At 74.7% G+C, this 21,346-nt stretch carries 26 protein-coding genes; 25 read left to right on the top strand and 1 reads right to left on the bottom strand.

The genetic code is table 11. The features are described 5' to 3' along the window. Positions 1 to 203 precede the first annotated feature (203 nt). From BSZ37_RS04645 to BSZ37_RS04625, 5 genes are all read left to right on the top strand, one after another. Positions 204 to 1,373: a flagellin N-terminal helical domain-containing protein gene (locus BSZ37_RS04645; protein WP_179299474.1), complete on the top strand. Its 1,170-nt coding sequence runs from the start codon at positions 204 to 206 to the stop codon at positions 1,371 to 1,373. 210 nt (positions 1,374 to 1,583) lie between these two features. Further along, positions 1,584 to 1,922 carry a flagellar export chaperone FliS gene (locus BSZ37_RS04640; protein ID WP_095509423.1) on the top strand — a complete coding sequence of 113 codons (339 nt, stop codon included), beginning with the start codon at positions 1,584 to 1,586 and terminating at the stop codon, positions 1,920 to 1,922. A gap of 9 nt (positions 1,923 to 1,931) precedes the next feature. Then, entirely contained in the window at positions 1,932 to 3,389 is a 1,458-nt protein-coding gene (gene fliD, locus BSZ37_RS04635; RefSeq protein WP_095509422.1) for a flagellar filament capping protein FliD, read from the top strand. 2 nt (positions 3,390 to 3,391) lie between these two features. Then, positions 3,392 to 3,724, top strand: coding sequence for a hypothetical protein (locus tag BSZ37_RS04630; RefSeq protein ID WP_095509421.1), 333 nt, complete (start codon positions 3,392 to 3,394; stop codon positions 3,722 to 3,724). Positions 3,725 to 3,800: 76 nt separating this feature from the next. Then, entirely contained in the window at positions 3,801 to 4,154 is a 354-nt protein-coding gene (locus tag BSZ37_RS04625; RefSeq protein ID WP_095509420.1) for a flagellar biosynthesis anti-sigma factor FlgM, read from the top strand. A gap of 69 nt (positions 4,155 to 4,223) precedes the next feature. On the opposite strand, the gene BSZ37_RS04620 is transcribed toward BSZ37_RS04625, so the two are convergent. Continuing rightward, a complete protein-coding gene (locus BSZ37_RS04620; protein ID WP_095509419.1) occupies positions 4,224 to 5,630 on the bottom strand; it encodes a sigma-54-dependent transcriptional regulator in 1,407 nt (468 codons plus the stop codon). Between the two features lie 264 nt (positions 5,631 to 5,894). On the opposite strand from BSZ37_RS04620, the gene BSZ37_RS04615 reads away from it, so the two are divergent. From BSZ37_RS04615 to BSZ37_RS21840, 20 genes are all read left to right on the top strand, one after another. Then, positions 5,895 to 6,227: a flagellar basal body rod protein FlgB gene (locus BSZ37_RS04615; RefSeq protein ID WP_095509418.1), complete on the top strand. Its 333-nt coding sequence runs from the start codon at positions 5,895 to 5,897 to the stop codon at positions 6,225 to 6,227. Positions 6,228 to 6,229: 2 nt separating this feature from the next. Continuing rightward, a complete protein-coding gene (gene flgC, locus BSZ37_RS04610) occupies positions 6,230 to 6,727 on the top strand; it encodes a flagellar basal body rod protein FlgC (protein WP_095509417.1) in 498 nt (165 codons plus the stop codon). A gap of 46 nt (positions 6,728 to 6,773) precedes the next feature. After that, on the top strand, positions 6,774 to 7,004 hold the full coding sequence (locus tag BSZ37_RS04605; protein ID WP_095509416.1) for a hypothetical protein: 231 nt from the start codon (positions 6,774 to 6,776) through the stop codon (positions 7,002 to 7,004). Then, positions 7,004 to 7,321, top strand: coding sequence for a flagellar hook-basal body complex protein FliE (gene fliE, locus BSZ37_RS04600; protein ID WP_095509415.1), 318 nt, complete (start codon positions 7,004 to 7,006; stop codon positions 7,319 to 7,321). Before BSZ37_RS04605 ends, fliE begins: the two co-directional genes overlap by 1 nt. A 30-nt stretch (positions 7,322 to 7,351) precedes the next feature. Beyond that, positions 7,352 to 8,938, top strand: coding sequence for a flagellar basal-body MS-ring/collar protein FliF (fliF, locus tag BSZ37_RS04595; protein ID WP_095509414.1), 1,587 nt, complete (start codon positions 7,352 to 7,354; stop codon positions 8,936 to 8,938). A gap of 5 nt (positions 8,939 to 8,943) precedes the next feature. Beyond that, positions 8,944 to 9,942 (top strand): flagellar motor switch protein FliG, encoded by a 999-nt coding sequence (locus BSZ37_RS04590; protein WP_095509413.1) that lies wholly within the window; start codon positions 8,944 to 8,946, stop codon positions 9,940 to 9,942. A gap of 1 nt (position 9,943) precedes the next feature. After that, complete coding sequence (locus BSZ37_RS04585) at positions 9,944 to 10,675, top strand: FliH/SctL family protein (RefSeq protein ID WP_095509412.1); 732 nt, start codon at positions 9,944 to 9,946, stop codon at positions 10,673 to 10,675. A 3-nt stretch (positions 10,676 to 10,678) separates the two neighbouring features. Beyond that, positions 10,679 to 11,989 (top strand): FliI/YscN family ATPase, encoded by a 1,311-nt coding sequence (locus tag BSZ37_RS04580; protein WP_095509411.1) that lies wholly within the window; start codon positions 10,679 to 10,681, stop codon positions 11,987 to 11,989. A gap of 49 nt (positions 11,990 to 12,038) precedes the next feature. After that, the gene (locus tag BSZ37_RS04575; protein WP_095509410.1) at positions 12,039 to 12,488 is read left to right on the top strand and encodes a flagellar FliJ family protein; all 450 of its coding nucleotides are present in this window, start codon (positions 12,039 to 12,041) and stop codon (positions 12,486 to 12,488) included. After that, positions 12,485 to 13,024, top strand: coding sequence for a hypothetical protein (locus BSZ37_RS04570; RefSeq protein WP_095509409.1), 540 nt, complete (start codon positions 12,485 to 12,487; stop codon positions 13,022 to 13,024). The genes BSZ37_RS04575 and BSZ37_RS04570 overlap by 4 nt, the downstream gene beginning before the upstream one ends. 1,043 nt (positions 13,025 to 14,067) lie before the next feature. Continuing rightward, positions 14,068 to 14,652: a hypothetical protein gene (locus BSZ37_RS04560; protein WP_095509407.1), complete on the top strand. Its 585-nt coding sequence runs from the start codon at positions 14,068 to 14,070 to the stop codon at positions 14,650 to 14,652. Between the two features lie 8 nt (positions 14,653 to 14,660). Beyond that, positions 14,661 to 15,386, top strand: a complete 726-nt coding sequence (locus BSZ37_RS04555; RefSeq protein WP_095509406.1) for a flagellar hook assembly protein FlgD — start codon at positions 14,661 to 14,663, stop codon at positions 15,384 to 15,386. 46 nt (positions 15,387 to 15,432) lie between these two features. Continuing rightward, the gene (locus BSZ37_RS04550) at positions 15,433 to 15,804 is read left to right on the top strand and encodes a flagellar biosynthesis protein (RefSeq protein ID WP_095509405.1); all 372 of its coding nucleotides are present in this window, start codon (positions 15,433 to 15,435) and stop codon (positions 15,802 to 15,804) included. Between the two features lie 121 nt (positions 15,805 to 15,925). Further along, positions 15,926 to 17,158, top strand: a complete 1,233-nt coding sequence (locus BSZ37_RS04545; RefSeq protein ID WP_095509404.1) for a flagellar hook protein FlgE — start codon at positions 15,926 to 15,928, stop codon at positions 17,156 to 17,158. Between the two features lie 208 nt (positions 17,159 to 17,366). Further along, positions 17,367 to 18,149, top strand: coding sequence for a motility protein A (locus BSZ37_RS04540; protein WP_179299473.1), 783 nt, complete (start codon positions 17,367 to 17,369; stop codon positions 18,147 to 18,149). Positions 18,150 to 18,161: 12 nt separating this feature from the next. Continuing rightward, positions 18,162 to 18,911 (top strand): OmpA/MotB family protein, encoded by a 750-nt coding sequence (locus BSZ37_RS04535; RefSeq protein WP_095509402.1) that lies wholly within the window; start codon positions 18,162 to 18,164, stop codon positions 18,909 to 18,911. Beyond that, positions 18,898 to 19,380 (top strand): flagellar basal body-associated FliL family protein, encoded by a 483-nt coding sequence (locus tag BSZ37_RS04530; protein WP_095509401.1) that lies wholly within the window; start codon positions 18,898 to 18,900, stop codon positions 19,378 to 19,380. Before BSZ37_RS04535 ends, BSZ37_RS04530 begins: the two co-directional genes overlap by 14 nt. A gap of 69 nt (positions 19,381 to 19,449) precedes the next feature. Then, entirely contained in the window at positions 19,450 to 20,325 is an 876-nt protein-coding gene (locus tag BSZ37_RS04525; RefSeq protein ID WP_095509400.1) for a FliM/FliN family flagellar motor switch protein, read from the top strand. Then, complete coding sequence (gene fliN / locus BSZ37_RS04520; protein ID WP_095509399.1) at positions 20,322 to 20,666, top strand: flagellar motor switch protein FliN; 345 nt, start codon at positions 20,322 to 20,324, stop codon at positions 20,664 to 20,666. Before BSZ37_RS04525 ends, fliN begins: the two co-directional genes overlap by 4 nt. Before the next feature lie 103 nt (positions 20,667 to 20,769). Further along, positions 20,770 to 21,346: flagellar biosynthetic protein FliO (locus BSZ37_RS21840; RefSeq protein WP_179299472.1), on the top strand; the 577-nt coding region annotated here is incomplete at its 3' end.

The following is a 21,346-nucleotide window of genomic DNA, read 5'->3' as shown; positions in this document are numbered from 1 at the left end:
CCGCCCTCCGCCCGCGGCCGCCCGATCGGCGTCTGGCGTCGCCGCGACGGAACGGTTTCGTTCCCACCGCGACGGGTAGACGAAAAACGGTGGCGGGGAGGATCTCCAGGGTAAAGAGCCCGCCGGGCGCTTCGATGAGTGAGCCAGAGGCCGGACAGCCCGGCTCGCCAGAACCTCACCACACCGCCCCACGGGTACACGCCATGTCCTTCCGCATCAACACCAACACGCAGTCGGCGCTCGCGCTGTCCTCGCTCAACAAGACGACGAGCGAGATCGGCTCCCGCCAGCTCCGCCTCGCCACGGGCAGCCGGATCAACTCGGCCGCCGACGACTCGGCCGGCTTCACGATCTCGAACAAGCTCCAGGCCACGACGCGGGGCCAGGCTCAGGCGCTCGGCAACATCGGCGACGCCAAGTCGATGCTGACCGTCGCCGAGGGTGCGCTCGGGTCCACGATGGATATCCTCCAGACGATGAAGGAGAAGGCCGTCCAGGCCGGCAACAGCTCGATGGGCGACGAAGAGCGCGCCGCCATCCAGAGCCAGGTCGCGGCGCTCGGCGCCGAGGTCTCGGACATCCTGGGCGGCGCCAACTTCAACGGCACCAAGCTTTTCACCAACGACGCTGCGGGCACCGACCTCTCCTTCCAGGTGGGCGACAAGTCCGGCGACACCTTCAGCACCACGATCGGCCGCACCAGCGTCTCGTCGCTCGGCATCGGGACGGTCGCTACCACCACCACCCCCGCTGCGGATGCCGTGGCGACCGTCTCTTCGGTTAGCGACGACGGCGACGGCACGGCCATCACCACCGGCGGCTTCACGCTCGGCGGCGCCTACTCCGGCACCGAGGACAAGGTCATCGAATTCACCGTCGACGGCTCGGACCTGACCTACCAAGACGAGGACGGCCGGACGCAGACCATTTCCATCGCCGATGCCAACAACGAGGCCAAGGGTGGCTTCGAAGGCGTCACGATCGAGGTCGACACCAACGCGACCAGCGGCGACAAGTTCACGCTCAACCTGACGGCCAAGACCGAGGCCGTCACGGAGGGCGACTTCACCAGCTCGCTCGACCTCACCTCAGACTCGGGCGTGGCCGATGCGCTGACGACGATCGACGCGGCCATCTCGTCGATCAGCCGGACGGCCTCCAGCCTCGGCGACGTCCAGAACCGGCTCGACTTCAAGGCCCAGAACCTCGAGACCTCGAAGACGAACTACGAGGCGGCCAACAGCCGGATCGCCGACGCCGACTTCGCCAAGGAGCAGATGGAGATCGTGAAGCTCCAGATCCTCCAGCAGACGGGCTCGGCCATGTTCGCCCAGTCGAACGCGAGCGGCCAGTCGGTCCTCTCGTTCTTCTAGGCCCGCCGAGAGCGGCCAGGGCGGGGCCTCTGGGGCCCCCGGTTCTGGCGACCACTCCGGGCCCCGCCCTTTCCGGCCCGCCGGCGCGCTGCGCTGGCGGGCCGGACACTTTTTCCGCGGCCGCGCCGTCGCCCCCCTTTAAGACCGGCCACGGCGTTCGATCAGAGCGGTACGGGCACGATGCCCGCCCCGGAACACCCTTTGCTTGCCATGCCCGCTCTCCACGCCGTCCGCCTCTACCAGCAGCAAGCCGTGCGCTCCGCCTCGCCTGCCGCCCTCGTCGACAAGCTCTACGAGATCGGCGTGGCCGCCGCGCACGCCGGCGACGCCTCGCGCGCGCGCCGCGCCCTCGTCGAGCTCACGGCCGCCCTCGACCTCGAGCGGGGCGGCGAGATCGCGGCCCAGCTCCAGGGCCTCTACGAGTTCTCCCTCCGCGCCGTCACCGCCGGCGACTTCACGACGGTCGCCGAGCTCCTCGGCGGGCTCCGCGAGGCGTGGCGGGCCGGCCCGCTCGCCGCCGAGCGCGCCCCGGCCCTCGCAGCCGCCTGATCCCGCTCCATGGCCAACCTCTCCACCATCTACAACTCGAGCTCGCTCTACGAGCAGCTCATCAGTCAGGTGATCGCCGTGGAGTCGCAGCCGAAGCTGAAGCTGCGGGCCGAGCAGACCGAGCACTCGGTTTACAAAGGCGTCCTCAGCGACTTCTCGAGCAAGGCCTCGGCCCTCGACGCCGTGCTCGACCGGCTCGCCGACCCGCTCCGGGCCCCGTTCGCCGGGCGCCGCGCGACGCCCGGGTCCGGCGCCGGGTTCACGGCCTCCGCCAGCGACGACGCGGCCTTCGGCCAGCACGACGTCCGCGTGACGCAGCTGGCCCGCGCCGACGCCCGGATCTCGAAGCGGGTCGACGCCGCGGGCACCGCGCTCGCCACGCAGTTCGGCGGGACGACGACCTCGTTCACCGTCCACGTCGCCCAGCCCGAGGGCGACCCCGTCGCCCTCGAGGTGGCCTACGCCGTGGCCGCCGACGCGACCGACGACGAGGTCCTGGCCGGGATCGCCAGCGCCGTCAACGCGGCCGTGACGGAGGCCGAGGGCGACGGCCGCCTCGCCGAGGGGACCGGCCTCGGCGCCTCCGTCGTCCACGAGACGGCCGGCACGTCGCGGCTCTCGCTGCGCGGCCACGCCACCGGCTACGCCAACCGCCTCACCTTTTCCGACCCTGACGGTCTCCTCGCCGCGCTCGAGGTCGACCGAACCACGGCCGCCTCCGGCACGGGCGGCGGGGCCGTCCACGCCGTCGGGACCGGCGCCGAGGACTCGGCGCTGAGCGCGTCGTTCACGCTCGACGGCCTCACGATGTACCGCGACAGCAACACCGTCGACGACGCGCTCGACGGGGTCACGCTCACGCTCACGGCGCCGACCGACGCGGCCGTCTCGCTCGACGTCGGGACCGACGTAGCCGGCATCCGCAAGGAGGTCGAAGCGTTCGTCAAGGCCTACAACGGCCTCGCCACGTTCCTCAACACGAAGACGAAAGTCGACGCCGACGCCGGCACGCGGGGAACGTTCGCCAGCGACGCCTCCGTCCGCGGCCTCCGCACCGGCCTCCGCTCGGACCTCACCCGCGCGGCCGGCGACGGCACGTTCCGCGGGCTCGCCGACCTCGGCATCACCACCGAGCGTGACGGGACGCTCACCATCGACACGGCGGCGCTGGAGGCGGCCATCGCCGCCTCGCCCGACGCCGTCGGCCGCCTGTTCACCGACGACGACGGCTACGTGGCGCGACTGGCCGGCCGGATCGACGGGCTCCTCGGCTCGTCCGGCACGATCGAGCAGCGCAAGGAGACGGCCGACGCGCGGATCAAGCGGCTCGACACCCAGATCGAGCGGTGGGAGGCCCGGCTCTCGTTCCGCGAGGAGTCGCTGCGCGCCCAGTTCGCCCAGTTCGAGCAGATCTCGACGGTCGCCCAGTCCCAGCAGTCGTCGCTCATGTCGCTGTTCTACTTCTAGCCGTGACCGACGCCACCCCCGACCTTCACGAGGCGGCCCTCGAGGCCGGCGACCGGGTCGTGTACGCCCTGGAGGCCGGCGACCTCGGTGCCGCGGCGGACGCCCTCGCCGAGCGGGCCCGCGTCATCGACGCGCTGTCGGCCGCGCCCCGCATGCGCCCGCCGACCGCCGCCGCCGTCCGCTTCCGCGACCAGGACCGCCGGCTCCGAACGGCCCTCGCCGACCTCCACGCGACGCTCGACGACGCCCGCGCCAGCACCGAACGCGTCGCCGCGGCCCAGGGGCGCTACGCCGCCGCGGCCGTGCGCCCCCTCCTCGATACGGCCCCGCGCTGATTTTTTTTCGGGACGGGGTTAAAGTCGCCCGCCCCCCTTCGATGAGTCCGTTACAGGCCCCGCTGCCGTTTCCGCCATGACCATCCGTCCCGCCTCCGACTCCCCCGCCGCTGCGGCCGCCGCCGTCGGCCCGGTCCGATCCGACGCCGCGTCGGCCGAGGGGCCCCGCTCCGACACCGCGCCCGCTGGCGCCGCGCCCAGCGAGGGCGACCGGCTGGAGATCTCCGATGCGGCCCGCGCCCGCGCTGCCGGCGCCCCCGAGGCGGGCAGCCTCGAGATCGAGGTCGCCCGCCTCGCCCTCCGACAGGGCGGCGAGATGGACGCCGCCCGGCTCCACGAGCTCCGCGAGCGCGTCCGGACGGGGTACTACGACAACCCGCCCGCCATCGACCGGATCGCGGAGGCCGCGGCCCGCGACCTCGCGGAGTAGCCGGGCCGGTACGACTCCCGGGCAACCGGGCTGGGGGCTCGTAGGGGTACGAGCCACGGGGGCACGTCGCTAGTCGACGTGCCCCTCTTCTTTGTATCGCTTGAGCTTGTTCCGGATCGTTCGGTCGCTGATCCCCAGCCGCTCGGCGGCCTGGACCTGGTTGCCCCCCGTCTCCTCAAGCGCCCGGAGGATCATGGCCCGCTCCATCTCGTCGAGCGTCGTCACGGCATGGGCGCGAGGGGCCAGGCGGTGCTCCCCCTCCGACGGCGTGGCGTCGATGAGGTCCACGTGCTCCACGTCGCCGACCTCGATCGCTTCGCGACCGGCCGAGAGCACGACGCCCCGATGGACGAGGTTCTCGAGCTGGCGGACGTTGCCGGGCCACGCCGACGCGAGGAACCGGTCCATCAGCTCGCGCGCGATCGTCTTCGGCCCGAGCCCGTAGAGCGCCCGGTACTTCTCGACGAACCGCTCGGCGAGGAGCCGGATGTCGTCGCCGCGCTCTCGGAGCGGCGGCAGGCTGACCGGGAAGACGGCGAGGCGGTGGTAGAGGTCCTCCCGGAACGCGCCCTCCGCGATCGCCCCCGACACGTCCCGGTTCGTCGTCGCCACGATCCGGACGTCGACGCTCTTCGGCCGCTTCGCGCCGACCGGCTGGACCTCGCCCTCCTGGAGCACCCGGAGGAGCTTGGCCTGGACGGCCGGCTCCACCTCGGTCACCTCGTCGAGCAGGAGCGTCCCGCCGTGGGCCTCCTCGAACACGCCCGTGTGGTCGCCCGTAGCCCCCGTGAACGCGCCCTTCTTGTGCCCGAACAGCGCGCTCTCGACGAGCTCGCGCGGGAGGTTCGCGCAGTTGATGGCCACGAACGGGCCGGGCCGCTCGCTCCGCTGGTGGATGTAGCGGGCCATGACCTCCTTCCCCGTCCCGCTCTCACCGTGGACGAACACGGGCGCCTGGCTCGCCGCCACGAGGTCGACCAGGTTGCGGAGCCGGACGATCGCGGGGTGCTCGCCGACGAACCCCCCGGCGGCCAGCCGCTTCGCCGGAACGGGCCGATCGGGCCGGGCCGCCCGCCTCGCCCGACGAGCCGCCCGCGCGCTGATCTGCTCGAGCACGCGCTCCGCGAGGGCGTCGACGGCGAACGGCTTCGGGAGGTAATCGACGGCCCCCCCGGCCATGGCTCGGACCGCGTGCTGGACGCTCGCGTGGCCCGTGATCATGACGGCCGGGAGATCCGGGTAGTGCTCGCGCACGTGGGCCAGCAGCTCGAGCCCGTCCATGCCGGGCATCTGGAAGTCCGTCAGGACGAGGTCGAACGGCTCGTCGCGCAGGATCTCGACGGCCGTGATCGCGTCGCCGGCCGTCGTGACGTCGACCCCGCGGCGATCCAACAGGCGAGATACGACGTCACGAAGAGGCAACTCATCATCGACGAATAGCACGCGGGGACGGGCCGTGTCAGGCGCGGAGGGCATTCCGGGGGGAGGCGAACTCTAGAAACACAAGGTTACATCCACACATAGCCCTTGAGGAGGGGGCTCCCGCCGGCCGGCTGATGCTGCCGCCGCCGGAAGGGTTTTCCCGGTGCAGGACGGACCCTGACCGTGGCCTAACCCTCTCGCATGCACGACTAACGCCGCCACTGGCGGCCATCGGAGGCGTTGGCACGGTTTCGGCGAAAACCTCAGGACGTCCCCCAGCGGTATCCGCACCCACCGGTTCCCACCCTCCTTCGACTCGTGACGCCCCCCCCTCTCCGCCTGCTTCAGAACGCGATGCAGGCGTACACATATCGCCTCGAAAGCCTCGCCTCCAACGTCGCCAACCTCGACACGCCGGGCTACAACCGCCTCGCGGTCCGGTTCGAGGAGTCGCTGCAGGACGCCCGCCGCAGCGCTGACGGGGACGTCGACGCCGTCGCAGCAGAGATGGTCGAGGAAGGCCGGGCGCCGCTCCTCGAGGACGAGTTGATGGAGATCGCCGACACCCAGATGCGCGTGCAGCTGGCGACGCGGGCGCTCCACGAGCACTTCGCTCGGATCCGGACGGGCATCACCGGGCGCGCGGGCTAACGATGCTGTCTCCGCTCCGCTCGTTCAGCCCGTTCCGGACGGCCGCCCGGGGCCTCGAGGCCCAGCGCGTTGCGCTCGGCGTGGCCACCGAAAACATCGCCAACGCGACCACCACGCGGACGGCCGACGGCACGCCGTACCAGCCGAAGCGAGCCGTCCACGAGGCGCCCGCCGCGCTCCGCGCCTTCGAGTCCTCCCTCCGCGCGGCCCGGCTCCCGCTCCAGACGGCGAACGGCCGCCACATCGGAGGCGTCCGCCACCAGCTCGCCACCAACGGCCCCGAGCTAGGACCCACGACCGAGGTCGTAGGCGAGGCCCGCGAGCGGCTCGAATACGACCCCACGCACCCGGACGCGGACGCCGACGGGTACGTCCACTACCCCGACGTCAACGTCGTCGACGAGATGGCGCGCATGATCTCCGCCAACCGGATCTACGAGGCCAACCTGACCTCGGTGAAGGCGGCCAAGGAGATGATCAAGCGCTCGCTCGAGATCTGACGCTCGCGCTGCGAGGCCCGAGCACCACCACGCAGGCTCACACCCCATGACTGGACTTTCGCTCCACACCGCCCTCCCGACGGCCCCGACCGCCCCGTCCACCCGCACGGCCCGCCCGTCACTCGCCGCTCCGGCCGCCCCGCTCACGGCCGCTGAAGAGGCCCGGATCGCCGACGCGTTCCCCGCGCGGCCGGCCGTCGCGCAGAAGCTCTACGGCCCGAGCCGGCAGGTCCAGCAGGCCCCCCAGCTCGGGGCGCGCCTCGACCTCTCGGCCTGATGACCGTCGCCGCCATCGCCGCTCGCGCCCAGGGCCCGGGGACCCCCGTCCGCGTCCAGAGCCAGCCGTCCGAAGGCACGCCGGGCCCTTCGGAGGGGCCGGCCTTCCGCGACACGCTCGCGCAGGCCGTCGACCGCGTCGACGGCGCCCAGAAGGCGGCCGACGCCCAGGTCGAGGCCTTCGTGGCCGGCGAAACCGAGAACGTCCACGACGTGATGATCGCGCTGAACCAGGCCGAGCTCCACTTCCAGCTCCTCACCGAGGTCCGCAACAAACTCCTCGACGGCTACCAGGAGCTCATGCGGATGCAGGTCTGATAGCGAGCCCGCCCCCCGACTCCCCCGCCCATGTCCGCTATCGTCCAGGCCCGTGAGGCCGTCCAACAGCTGCCGCCGCGCCGGCGCCTCCTCTTGGGGGGCGTGGTCGTGGGGGTCGTGGGCGCGCTGCTTCTCGTGGCCCGCTGGGCCAGCCAGCCCGACTACGCGCTCCTCTTCGGAGGCCTCCCGGCTCAGGAGGCTGGCCAGGTCGTGGAGCAGCTCGAGAGCCAGGGCGTGGCCTACGACCTCCGCGACGGCGGCGCCTCCATCTACGTCCCACGCGAGGACGTCTACGGCCTCCGGCTCCGGCTGGCGACCGAGGGCGTCGTGAGCGAGGGGCCCGCCGGCTACGAGCTGTTCGACGGCGGGACGCTGGGCATGACCGACTTCATGCAGCGCCTGAACGTGAAGCGGGCGCTCGAGGGCGAGCTCGCCCGCACGATCGCGTCGGTCCGCCAGGTCGAGCGCGCGCGGGTCCACCTCGTGCTCCCCGAGCGGAGCCCGTTCCAGGACCGGCAGGTCCCGGCCAGCGCGTCGGTCGTGCTCGGCGTGCGCGGCTCGCTCGGGCCGGACCAGGTGGCCGGCGTGACGGCCCTCGTGGCCGGCGCCGTCGAGGGCCTTTCGACGAACGAGGTGACGGTCCTCGACGAGGCCGGGCGGATGCTCGCGGGCCCCGACGCGGCCGGCCCCGAAGGCGGCCTCTCGACGGCCCAGCTCCGGATGCGCGAGGAGGTCGAGAGCCACCTCGCCGAGGCCGGCCAGTCGATGCTCGACCAGTTGCTGGGGCCGGGCCGGGCCGTCGTCCGCGTCGCGGCCGACCTAGACTTGGCGCGCACGACCTCGGAGACGAACGCCGTCGACCCCGAGAGCCAGACGGTCCTCTCGGAGGAGCTCCAGGAGGAGGCCGGTGAGGTCGGCGGCGCCACGTCGACCGTCCGGAACTACGAGGTCACGCGGACGACGACGCGGCAGGAGCAGGAGGCCGGCTCGATCCGCGCGCTGACCGTCTCGGTCCTCCTCGACGAGGCCGCGCCGCCGGCCGACCCCGCGGCCGAGGCCGACACGCCGACCCCCTTCACCGACGACCAGCTGCGCCAGATCGAGTCGCTCGTCAAGAACGCCGTCGGGTTCGACGAGGAGCGCGGCGACCGGTTCGCGGTCCAGCAGCTCCGGTTCTCGACGCCGGCCGAGGCCGGCGGCCTCCTCGCCTCGGCCGACGCGACGGTCTGGGCGGGCCTCGGCCTGCGGTACGGCATCGTCCTGCTGGTCCTCCTCCTGGCCTACCGCCTGCTGAAGCGGCTGGCCGACGCGCTCGCCGCGCCGGCCGAGCGCGAGGCCCTGGCCCTCGACGCCGCCGAGGCCGACCGCCTCCTCGGGGACGGGCTGGCCGTCGGCGAGGACGGCGAGCTCCTGGGGCTCCCCGAGAGCGCCCCCGTCCGGGCCACCATCGAGGCGGTCGATGACGACCCGTACGCCGCCAAGCTCTCGCCCGAGGCCCAGGCCCTCGCCAACACCTCGTCCCTGGCCGATGACCTCCGGGCCGCGGTCGACGCTGACCCCGAGGCCGCCTCCAACGTCGTCCGGGCGTGGCTCCGCGAGGACACCCCCACTGCCTAGCCCCCATGATCGCCCCCTCCGCCGCCGCCCTCACCGGCACCCAGCGGGCCGCCGTGCTCGTCGTCGCCCTCGGCGTCGAGACGGCGAGCAAGCTGCTCCCGACCCTCGACGACGCCGAGGCCGAGCGGCTCTCGGTCGAGGTCGCCCGCCTCGACCGCGTCCCGGCCCCGCTCGTCTCCGAGGTCCTGGCCGCCTACCGGTCGGCCTCGGCCGCGCCGCCGCCGCCCGACGCCGCCGGCGGGCTCGACGCCGCCCGGACCCTCCTCCAGAGCGGGCTCGACGAGGCCCGCGCCGGGGCCATCCTCCCGCGCGTCGAGGCGGCCACGGCCGGGACCGGGTTCGACCTCGTCCAGTCCGTCCCGCCGGCCGAGCTGGCCGCGTTCCTCACGCTCGAGCACCCGCAGACGGCCGCCGTCGTGCTGTCGCAGCTGCCGGCCCGGCCGGCCGCCGACGCCCTCGCCCAACTGCCCGCCGAGACCCGCGCCGACGTGATCCGCCGGCTCTCGACGCTGACGCCGCCCCCGCCGCAGCGGCTCGCCGCGCTCGACGCCGCGCTCCGCCAGCGGTTCGGCCCCGCCGGCCGGCCCGTCGGCCCCGACGGCGTCAAGCGCGCCGCCGACATCCTCATGCAGTCCGGTCGCTCGACCGGGCAGGCCGTCCTCGACGACCTCAAGGCCCGCACGCCCGACCTCGCCGACCGGATCGAGGGGCTCCTCTTCGTCTTCGAGGACCTCGCCCGGCTCGACGGCCGCGCGCTCGGCCGGATCCTCGCCGCCGCCGACCAGGGCGCGCTCGCCCGCGCCCTCTGCGGGGCCGACCCGACCCTCACCGACCGCCTCTTCTCCTGCGTGAGCGAGCGCGTCGGGGCCGCGCTCCGCGAGGAGATGGAGATGGCCGGCTCGCCCAGCGCGGCCGACATCGAGGACGCCCAGCGGACCGTCGTCGGCGTGGCGCTCGAGCTGGCTGAGGCCGGCGAGGTCTCGCTCGAGCCTAGCGAGGCCTGACGTGACGCCGTCGCCCCCCGTCCGTGTCCTCCGCGGCGCCGAGCCGGCGCCCCACCGCTTCGCCGAGCTGACGGCCGACGCTCAGGTGATTGGCAACGATCTCCCTGCGTTCGTCCCGCTTGCGGGGCTGATCGCCGCCGCCCCGCCGGAGGCCCCGCCGGAGGCCACGCCCGAGCCCCCGCCGGACCCCGCCGCGTCGTTCGAGGAGGGCCGCCGAGCCGGCCACGCCGCGCGCGACGCCGAGGTCGAGGCGCTCCAGGCCGAGGTCGACCGCCTCGGGGCCGCGCTCGCCGAGGCAGAAGCCGCCGCCGAGGCCCGCGCCGCCACCGTCGACGCCGCCACCGAGCGGCTGCGCGGACTGTGGGACGGGGCCGTCCGCGAGCTCCAGCCGACGCTGGCCGCGCTCGCGATCGAGACGGCCGAGGCCGTCCTCGCCGCGCCCCTCTCCGACCCCCAGCGGGCGGCCACCGAGGCGGCCGTGGCCGAGGCCATCGACGCCCTCGCCGGCGAGGGCCCCGTCGTCGTGGCGCTCCACCCCGTCGACCTCCTCCGGATCGAGGAGGCCGGCCTCGCCGCGTCGCTGGGCGGGGCCCACCCGGGCCTCCGCTGGGAGCCCGACCCGTCGCTCGCCGAGGGCGACTGGACCGCCACCACGTCCGTCGCCACCGTCCGTCGGGTCCGCGACGAGATGCTGGCCGGGCTCCGCGACCGCCTCGGCCTCGACCCGCTCTAGCCGATGCTCAGCCACTGCCTCCAAGAGCTCCGCCAGGCCCCGCCGCGCCCGATCCGCTACGGGCGCGTCCGCTCCGCGACCGGCCTCGTGGTCGAGGCCGCCGGCCTCGACGCCGCCATCGGCGAGATGTGCACGATCCGACCCGACGGCCGGGCCGACGGCGTGGCCCCGGTCGAGGCCGAGGTCATCGGAATCCGCGGCTCGGCCGCGCTCCTGATGCCGCTCGGCGAGGCCGCGGGGCTCCGCGCCGGCAGCCTCGTCGAGCGCGCCGCCCGCCCCCACGCCGTCGCCGTCGGCGACGCGCTCCTGGGCCGCGTGGTCGACGCCGCCGGCCGGCCGATCGACGGGAAGGGCCCGCTGGCGCTCCCCGACCGCCGCCCCGTCCGGGCCGAGCCGCCGCCGCCGCTCGACCGCCAGCTCATCGACGCCCCGCTCAAGACCGGCGTCCGCGCCATCGACGCGCTCCTCACGCTCGCCAAGGGCCAGCGCGTCGGCATCTTCGCGGGGTCCGGCGTGGGCAAGAGCACGCTCCTCGGGACGATCGCCGCGCGCTCCGAGGCCGACGTCAACGTGATCGCGCTGATCGGCGAGCGGGGCCGCGAGGTCCGCGAGTTCGTCCACGACACGCTCGGCGAGGAGGGGCTCAAGCGATCCGTCGTCGTCGCCGTCACCGGCGACCAGGCCGCGCTGGCCCGCGTCCGCGGCTCGCTCGTGGCGACGGCCATCGCCGAGCATTTCCGCGACGCCGGAAAAGACGTCCTCCTCATGATGGACTCGGTCACGCGCGTGGCCCAAGCCCAGCGCGAGATCGGGCTGGCCGCCGGCGAGCCGCCGACGACGCGGGGCTACACGCCGAGCGTGTTCGCGCTCCTCCCCCGCCTCCTCGAGCGCGCCGGCCCCGGCGCGCGCGGGACGATCACCGGTCTGTTCACCGTCCTCGTCGACGGTGGCGACCTCGACGAGCCCGTCGCCGACGCCGTCCGCGGCATCCTCGACGGCCACGTCGTCCTCTCGCGGAAGCTGGCCGATTCGGGCCATTTCCCGGCCATCGACGTGCCCGCGAGCGTGAGCCGCGTGATGCCGCGCGTGACGCCGCCGGCCCAGCAGGAGGCCGCGCGGCAGGCGCGGGCGCTCATCGCGGCCTACCGCGAGGTCGAGCCGCTCGTCCGCGTCGGCGCTTTCGAGCCGGGCCAGGACCCCGAGGCCGACCGGGCCGTCGAGCTCGCGCCGGCCCTCACCGCCTTCCTCCGCCAGGGCCCCGCCGACGCCGACGCCGACGACGTCGCGGGCCGGCTCGCCGCGCTCCTCTCCTGAATCCTGGCCCGGTCATTGCCGGGCTCCCGACTGCCTCCCACCGCTCCTGATGCCGACCCGCCCGTTCCAGTTCGCGCTCACCCCCGTGCTCCAGATCCGCGAGCGCGCCGTCGACGCCGCCCGTGAGGCGCTCGGGCGCGCGGTCGACGCGCGGGCCTCCGCCGAGGCCGACGTGGCCCGAGCCGAGGCCCGGCTCGAGGACGGGCTCGCGGCGGGCGGCAACGGCCGGACCGCCCGCCAGTTGGGCCACGCCGCGGCCCACCGCGGCGGCCTCGCCCGCACCGTCGCCGAGGCGCGCCGGGCCGCCGAGCGCCTCCGCGCCGACGAGGCCCGCGCCCGCCGCGCGCTCGCCGACGCCATCCGCCAGCACGAGGCCCTCGACGGGCTCCGCGAGGAGGCCGCCCGCGATCACCGTCTCCACGCCCTCCGCGTCGAGACCGCCGCGCTCGACGACCTCGCCTCCGCCGGACGCGCCGCCTCGGCCCTCTCCCCGTCATGAAGGCCGCCCTCCTCACGCTCGTCCTCAGCGTCCTCGGCACGGCCGGCGCGCTCGCCTACCTCGGCAAGGTCCCCGGCGTCCCCGCCCTCGGCGGCCCCGCGGCCGACTCGACGGCGCCGCTCACGGCTCCCCCTCCCAGCGCCGACGAGGTCGCCGAGTTGCGCGGCCAGCTGGCCCAGATGCGTACGGAGCTCGCGGCCGCCGAGGCCCGCGCCGACTCGCTCCGGGTCCTCGTCGAGGGCCGGCATGAGGACGAGCAGACGCTCGAAGCGGAGGCCCAGGCCGAGGCGGCCGACCTCGCGTCCACGCTCACCAAGCTCGACGAGGAGGCGCTCTCGGGCGTCGTCCAGCGGCTCGACGGCACGTCGTTCGTCCGGCTCTACGACGCCGCCTCGGCGCGGAACCGGCTCCGCCTGCTCGACGCGCTCACGCCGACCCAGGCCGCCGCCTTCGTCCGCCACCGGCTGCCCGGCGGGTCGTCGGGGCCGGCCCACGCGGCGGCCTCGCGCGACACGACGGCCGCCGACGCGACATGATGCCCCTCCTCGACACCCTGACCACCCGGCTCTCGGCTCCGTCACGCGACGACGCGCCGGCGGGCACCCCGGCCGAAGGGTTCTCCGCCCTCCTCGCGGCCGAGGCCGCACCGTCGGCGGTGCCTCACCCCGCCTCGGAGACGCGCCCGGACGAGGTGACGGACGGGACGAGCGACGCGGACCCGACTGCGGCCGAGCTGACAGGCGCCCCCCCGCCCCATCTCGAGCTCCTCCAGACCCGGACGCCTGCCACGCCGGCGTCCTCGCCGGCCGTCGCAGCAGACTCTCCCGCCGCCCCGCTGGCCGAACCGGCGGCCCCGGCGGCTGCACCCGAGGCCGTGGAGTCGGCCCGATCGACGGTCGCCCCAGACGGGGGTGACTCTGCGGACCGCCCCTCTTTCCGTCACCCGGCTCAGCCACACGACGGACGCCCCCCGGCCTCCACTCCGGACGCCGCGGCGTCGGTCGGCCCGCGCCAGCTGGCGGCTCCGCCTACAGCGGACGAGACCGCCGAGGTGCCAGATCCGGCGATCACGACCCGAGCCGCTTCGGCTCCTCCCGCCGTCGCTCCCTCCGCCCCCGCCATGTCCTCTCGGGAGCTCGGCGGGAGCTCGCACGAGCAGAGCCAGCGCTCGCCCACGAACGATCGGCCAGCGACGGGCCCTCCCGTCGGGCCGCGTCCGGAGGCGGGCTCCGCCGCGCTGCCCCTCGCATCGGCCAGCCCGACGGAGCCCGCGACGCCCGCGACGCCGGAGGCTGCGCCCGACGAGCCTCCTTCCCCGAAGGCCGTCTCGACCGCGGCCTCCTCGCAGCCGCCCTCGGACTCCGCCTCGCCTCGCCCGCCGGCCCGAACCGCGCCGACCTTCGAGGCCTCCCCGTCGGAGCCTCCGTCCGGCCCGTCCCCCTCCTCCGAGCGCAAAGAACCGGAGCCCCCCTCCACCGACCCCCCCGAGGATCGTCGGCCCAATGGCGCCCCGGCCTCTTCTCGGCCCGACGCTGGCCGCACGGTGCCGGTCGTCCCAGCCCCGGGCTCCGCGCCAACGATGACCTCTGCGGAGACCGTGGCCGTGGCCGCCGCCGTGGCCGAAGCGCACGGCCCCCTCGACGACGCGCCCCCCGACGCAGTCGACCTCGATGCCACCCCCGACGCGGCGTCCCTCGCGCTCCCGTCCGCAACCGCCTCTACCGGTCGTGCGGAAGCGCCGGTCCCTCCTCGCCTGGCCGTCCCGGCGTGGCTCCACGCGCTGGCGACGCCCGCCGGCCGGACGAGCGTCCGCGTTGCGCTGGCTGAGGGCGGAAGCGTCCGGCTCGACACGGTCCGCGAGGCCGATGCCGTGACCGTCCGCGTCCAGTTCAGCGACCCCGAGCTCCAGGCGCTGGCCGGTGCTCACGCGTCGCGGATCCGTGACGCCCTCGAGGCTCACTTTTCTGAGCCCGTCCGCCTCCAGTTCAACGACACGGGCGCTCACGCAGGCCCCCACTCCGGCGGCGAGGACGCGGCCGATCGTGGCGCCCGGCGCCCCTCCGCGTCCTCCGGCACCGACGGCGCCGCGCCCGAGGCGGCCTCCCCCGACCCTCCCCCCCCGATCGCACGCACGGCCGCCGGCCGGCGCGAGTGGATCGGCTAGCCCAGCCCATGTCTCCCCTCTCCTCTGCCAACTCGGCGGCCTCTGCCTTCTCCACCGCGGCGAGCCCGGGCGGTGCTCAACTCGGGCGCGACGAGTTCCTCCAACTCCTCGTCGCCCAACTCCGCAACCAGGACCCGACGAGCCCGCAGGACGGCCACGAGTTCGCCGCCCAGCTCGCCCAGTTCTCCCAGGTCGAGCAGCTGACGAACATCAACGCCGCGATCGGCTCCCAGGCCGGCCAGCTCGCCGCCCTGGCCGGCTCCGTCGACGGCCTCCACACCGGCCAGACCGACATGGCGAATCGGCTCTCGGGCCGGATCGACCTCCAGGCCGCGACGGCCCTCATCGGGCAGACCGTCGAGATGGCCGGGGCCACGCTCTCGTGGGACGGCGCCACGGCCACCGACGTCCCCGTCCGCCTCGACGGCGCGGCGCGCGAGGTCGAGGTCACCATCCGCGACGCCGACGGCGCCGTGGTCCGGACGCTGCGCACCGGGTCGCTCGAGGCCGGCGCCCACGCCATCGCGTGGGACGGCGCGCTCGCCGACGGTTCGGACGCCCCGGCCGGCGCCTACTCCGTGTCCGTCTCGGCTGTCGGGCCTGACGGGCAGCCTGTCGGCGCCACGGCCGTCACGACCGGCACGGTCGAGCGGATTACGGTCGACGCCGACGGCGTCGCGCTGTGGGTCGGCGGCCGGCCGCTCGCCTTCGACGCCCTCCTCGCCGTCCTCTAACCCCCCAAGCCCCCGGGTCCTTCCTCACCACCCTCCCGCCTATGCCATGACCGTCCAACAGATCGCCGGCCGCGTCACCCTGCCGCCGGCCCCGCCCGCGACGCCGGGCGCCGCGCCCTCCCGAGGCCCCGCCTTCGCTGACCTCCTCGAGCGCGCCGCCGGCCGGCCCGTCGCCCTCTCGGCGCACGCCGCCGAGCGGCTCGGCGACCGGGGGATCGAGTTCTCCGACGCGCTCCAGACCCGGATCGCCGAGGCCCTCGACACCCTCGACGCCAAGGGCGCTCGCGACGCCGTCCTTCTCGGGCCCGACGCCGCCTTCGTCGTCAACGTCCCGAACCGGACCGTCGTCACGGCCCTGGCGCCCGACGAGATGCGCGACCGCGCGGTCACGCAGATCGACAGCGCGCTCCTCCTCTAACCCCGGGGTCTCCGCCCCCTCGTTTCCCTCCCATTCGGCTGGACCCACCGCGCCCCCGAGGCGCACCGGGACGCCGGCGCCGTGGCCGACCGACCGACGCCGCGGCCCTCCCCACCCCCCCATGATTCGCTCCCTCCGTACCGGCATCACCGGTCTCCGCTCCAACCAGCTCCGCCTCGACGTCATCGGCAACAACATCGCCGGCGTCAACACGGCGGGGTTCAAGCGGTCCCGCGTCCTGTTCCAGGACGCCCTCGCCCAGCGCATCTCGACCGGCGGCCGGCTCCTCGGCTCCAACCCGTCCACCGTCTCGAACGTCGGCAACGGCGTGTCCGTCAGCGCCGTCGACCAGATCTGGAGCCAGGGCGCCCTCGAGTACACCGACCTCGCGACGGACCTCGCCGTGGCTGGCGACGGGTTCTTCCTGGCCAACAGCGCCCAGGGCACGGTCCTCACGCGCCACGGCGCCATGCAGTTCGACGCCGACGGCTACCTCGTGACGGCCGGCGGCCTCCGCGTCCAGGGCTGGACGGCCAGCGCCGATGGGTCGATCGCGACCGGGGCCCTCCAGGACCTCCAGATCGACCCCTCCGCCACAGCGGCGCCCGTCGCGACGTCCAGCATGACGGCAACCGGCAACCTCTCGGCCGCGCGCGAGGTCGGCACCGACGACCCGGTCACGATGTCGTCGGTGATCTACGACGGGACGGGCACGGCCCACACGGCCGTGTTCGAGATCGTCAAGACCGGCGACGACGCGTGGTCCGTCGTCGGGGCCAAGCTGGTCGACGGTGACGCCGAGGTGGACCTGACGGTGGCCAACGGCGACCTCACGTTCGACCCCGAGAGCGGCACGCTCACGGCCGGCGGCGAGGTCCAGATCAGCGGGGCGTTCCCGAACGGGTCCGCCCTCGCGTTCGACCTCGACCTCACGGGCGTGACGCAGTACGGCGGCTCGACGACGGCGTCGGTCTCGGCCCAGGACGGCTCGACCGCGGGCGCCCTCGTCGACTTCGGGGTCGACCAGAACGGCCGGATCATCCTGTCGTTCTCGAACGGGGTCCGCCGGCCGGTCGCCCAGGTGGCGCTCGGGATGGTAGCCAACCCCGACGGGCTGAACCAGATCGGCGACGGGTTCTACGCGACCACGGCGTCGTCGGGCGACCTCCAGGTGGGCCGGTCCGGGGCCGAGATCGCGGCCGGCATCGTCTCGGGCGCGCTCGAGTCGAGCAACGTCGACCTCGCCCAGGAGTTCACCGACATGATCGTGGCCCAGCGGGGCTACCAGGCCAACGCCCGCGTCATCACGACGTCGGACGAGTTGCTGCAGGAGACGGTCCAGCTCAAGCGCTAGGCGCGCCCGGATCGAGACAAGGGGTTCCGCGGCGGCCCTGGGGCGATCGGCTCCGGGGCCGCCGTGCGTTCGGGCGATGCGTCGGGAGTGCGGGCCGGCTCAATCACGCGGGCGGTCCGGGACCGTCCGTTTCCGTCAGCGCCTCCCGAACGGGGAGGGGTTCAGGCGCGGCCGGGGGAATCGAGAACGGGACCACACGCCCCCCATCATGGAGAAGTCCACCCCCATCGGCCTAGTCGCCGGCCTCGGCCTCATCTTCGGCACCGTCGCCATGGGCGACGGGGCCGCCACGTTCTTCGACCCCATGTCGCTCATCATCGTGATGGGCGGGACGGTGTGCGGGCTGCTCGTCACGTTCACGATCGACGAGATGAAGCAGGCGGTGCCGCTGACGAAGGGGTTCCTGGGGTTCCAGCCACCGGACTACGAGGCGCTCGCGGACCAGATCACGGACCTCGCGCGGACGGCCCGGCGTGACGGCCCACTCGCCCTCGACGGGCGGCTCGACGAGATCGAGGACCCCGTTCTCCGGTCGGCCATCGAGATGGCCGTCGACGGCGTCCCGGCGATGAAGGCCGGGGCCGTGCTCCGGACCGAGGCCGCCGAGGCCGTGGCCGGCCCCGGGCTCCTCGTCAAGGTGTTCAACAAGGCCGGGATGTACGCCCCGGCCTTCGGCATGGTGGGTACCCTCATCGGGCTCATTCAGATGCTCCAGAACCTCAACGACCCCGCGGCCATCGGCCCGGCCATGGCCGTGGCCATGATCACGACGTTCTGGGGCGCGCTGCTGGCCAACCTCGTGTTCCTGCCGATGGCGGGCAAGGTGCAGGCCCAGATCGCGGCCCAGGCCAAGGCCCACGAGATGATCCGCGTCGGGGCCCACGCCATCCTGACCGGGGAGGCCCCCGGCGCGCTCGCCCAGCAGCTCAGCCGGTACACCGGCGTCCCGGCCGGCGCCGCCGAGCCGACCCCGCTCCGCAAGGCCGCCTAGCCCTCCGCCGCCATGGACTTCGTGGACCTGGGCGCCCCGCCCCTGCAGGAAGAGGAGGAGCCGACGGCGCCGTTCTGGATGGCGACGTTCAGCGACATGATGACGCTGCTCCTGACCTTTTTCGTGATGCTCGTGGCGATGTCGTCGGTCGAGGTCAAGAAGTTCGAGGAGGCCCTCAGCTACTTTACCGGGCGCCGCGGGCTGATGGAGCAGGAGGGGCTCATGCCCGGGATCATGGGCGTGGCCGGCCAGCAGGACGCCCGCGAGCAGGCCGAGGTGTTCGAAGCCATCGCGCGCGAGATTCAGGAGAAGGGCCTCGCGGCGTCGGTCAGCGTCGACCTCACGGAGCGCGGGATCCGCGTGACCGTCCTCGACTCGGTCGCCTTCGCACCAGGCTCGGTGGCCCTCAACGAGACGGCCCGCGAGGTCCTCTACGGCGTGGCCGAGGCGATCCACGGGCCGATGGCCGTCGAGGTCGAGGGCCACACCGACGACGTCCCGATCTCGACGCCCGCCTACCCCTCGAACTGGGAGCTCTCGGCGGCCCGCGCGGCCGCCGTCGTCCGGTTCCTCGCCGCCGAGCCGTCGGCGCTCGAGCCCGACCGCTACATCGCCGTGGGCTACGGCGAGTTCCGCCCGCGCGTCGCGAACGACACGCCCGAGAACCGGGCGCTCAACCGCCGCATCACCGTCCTCTTCCGCACCTCGCCCGACGACCCTGTCGCGGGCGCCCAGCCCCCCCTGCCCCATGGCCTCCGCTGACCCCGACGCCGCCCCCAAGAAAAAGCGCGTCCTCGCCCCGATCCTGGCGCTCGTGGTAGGCGTCGCGGCCACCTTCGGCCTGACGCAGTTCGGCCCGCTGGCCGGCCTCCTGGGCGCCGCGCCGGCCGCCGCCGCCGTCGCCGACACGGCCCCTCCCGTGGAGTACGGCGAGTTCACCGAGCTCGACGGGATCGTCGTCAACCCGCGCGGGACCGACGGCCGGCGGTACCTCATGGTCAAGGTGGGCGTCGAGGCCGAGGACGCCAAGACGCTGGCCCGGCTCGACGTGCTCCGCCCGGCCGCCGTCGACGCCGTGATCGAGCTGCTGAGCGCGCAGCCCGTCGAGACCCTGACCGACATCACGAGGCGGGACTCGCTGAAGACCCAGATCCTCGGCCAGTTCAACGAGATGCTGGGCGAGGACGGGCCGGTCTCGCGGATCTACTTCACGCAGTACGTGCTCCAGTAGCGCCACGCCGGGCGGACGGAGCGACGTCTGGCCCGGTCCTTGCGAGAGCGCCGGCCGACCCCCTACCGCATGCCGACGCCCCCCCTCTCCCCCCTCGTCCGCGCCGGGCGGGCCGACCCGCCCGACTCGACGCCCTACGACTTCACCCGGCCGCGGTCCTTCTCGGACCGCCAGCTCCGGGCCACCGCCGACGTCCACGCCGCGCTCGCCGACGGGCTGGCCGCCGCGTTCGGCGACGCGCTCGGCGCGCCGGTCGCGGCCCGGTGCACGTCGGCCGTCGAGGTCCTGGCCGTCGACGTCGACCGGAGCCTGGGCGACCCGACGGTCCGGTTCGGGCTGGGGACCCCGCCGTTCGCGCTCGGCTTCGAGACGTCGCTCGCACTGTTCCTCGTCGAGCGCCAGTTCGGCGGCACCGACCCGCTCCCGGAGAAGGGCCGCCCGCTCTCCGATCTCGAGCGGTCCGTCCTGGCCCACGACTGGCTCCCGCTCGTCGCGGTGGCCTTCGCCGAGGCCTGGGGCGGGCTCCCGCCGCGGGCGGACGTCGCGCTCCCCCTCGGCCCGCCCGAGGCCGCGGCGGTCGCCGTCGATCTCGCGGTTGAGATCGACGGCCGAACGGCCCGGCTCGCGTTCGCGTACCCGGCCCCGACCCTCCGCGCCCTGCTGGAGACGGCCGAGGGTCCGGCCATGGCCCCCGACGCCGTCGCACCGACGCGCGTAGACGACCTCCACCTCGATGTCCGCGCCGAGATCGGCCGCGTCCGCCTCCCCGCGGGCGACCTCCTCCACCTGGCCGTCGGCGACGTGATCCCGCTCGGCCGACCGCCCGACGCGCCGTTACCGGTCTGGATCGGCGACCGCCTCCGATTCGACGCCCGCGCCGGCACCCGCGGGGCGCGGCTCGCGCTCCAAGTCCTCACCCCGCCCGAACCTCCCTCCGACCGATGACCGAGACCGCCGACCTCCCGCTCGCCCCCGCCTCCCTCCCCGACCTCTCCGACTCCCAGACGGCCCCGGCGGGTGCCTCGGCGCCTCCCGCCGCGGCCGCCTCGCTCGGCCTGCTGGCCGACGTCGAGATCGAGCTGAGCGTCGAATTCGGCCGACGGCGGATGCCGCTCGGCGAGATCGCCCGGCTCGACGTCGGGAGCGTCGTCGAGCTCGACACCCTCGCTGGCGAGCCGCTCGTGATCTACGCCAACGGCCGGCGGATCGCGACGGGCGAGGCCGTCGTGATCGGCGGCCAGTTCGGCGTCCGGATCCAGAGCCTGTCCGGCCCGGCGGCCGGCTAGGTCCGCCTCGGGCGGGCGGCGGCCAGGGCGGGGCCGAGGAAGAAAGGGAGGGCGCCGTCGGGGCCGAGGGGCCAGGCGGCATCGTATTGGCGAGACGGGAAGCATGACTCGCTCTCCCCGGATGTCGACGCCCTCCCCGCTCCGCGCGCGGCTCGCCGCGCTCCCCCTCGATCGGGGCCCTCTGCGCCGTGCGGGCCTCCTGAGCCTCCTGCTCCTCGCGCTGCTCGCCGCCGGGAAGGCCTTCGGCCCCGGCCGGCCGGCCGCCGCGACGACCCTCGCCGACCGGAACGAAGCGACGGTCTCGGCGGAAGGCGTTTCCGCCGCGCGGCCCGCCGCGCCGCCCCGCTCGTCCTGGACCGGCGGGCGCGTGCTGGCGGTCGTCCTGCTGGCGGCCGGGGGCGGGATCGCCCTCGTGCTCCACCGCCGCCGGCCGGTCGCCGCTGCGGGCGCCGCCGCCGCGCTCGGCGTGATCGAGACGCGGTCGCTCGGTCCGAACCAGTCGCTCCAGCTCGTCGCCTGCGCCGACGAGGTGCTCCTCCTCGCCGTCGGGGCCGAGGGGACCACGCTGCTCCGACACTGGCCCCGCGTCCAGTTCGACGCCGACGGGCCGACCCTCGACGATGCCGTCTCCGCCGTCCCGGCCGCCTCCGCGCCGCCCCCCGCCCAGGCGCCGTCGTTCG

The sequence above is a fragment of the Rubrivirga marina genome, from assembly GCF_002283365.1.
GTDB lineage: Bacteria > Bacteroidota > Rhodothermia > Rhodothermales > Rubricoccaceae > Rubrivirga > Rubrivirga marina.
Note: the sequence above shows the minus strand (reverse complement) of the source record. Positions and strands in the feature narration are given on the sequence as shown.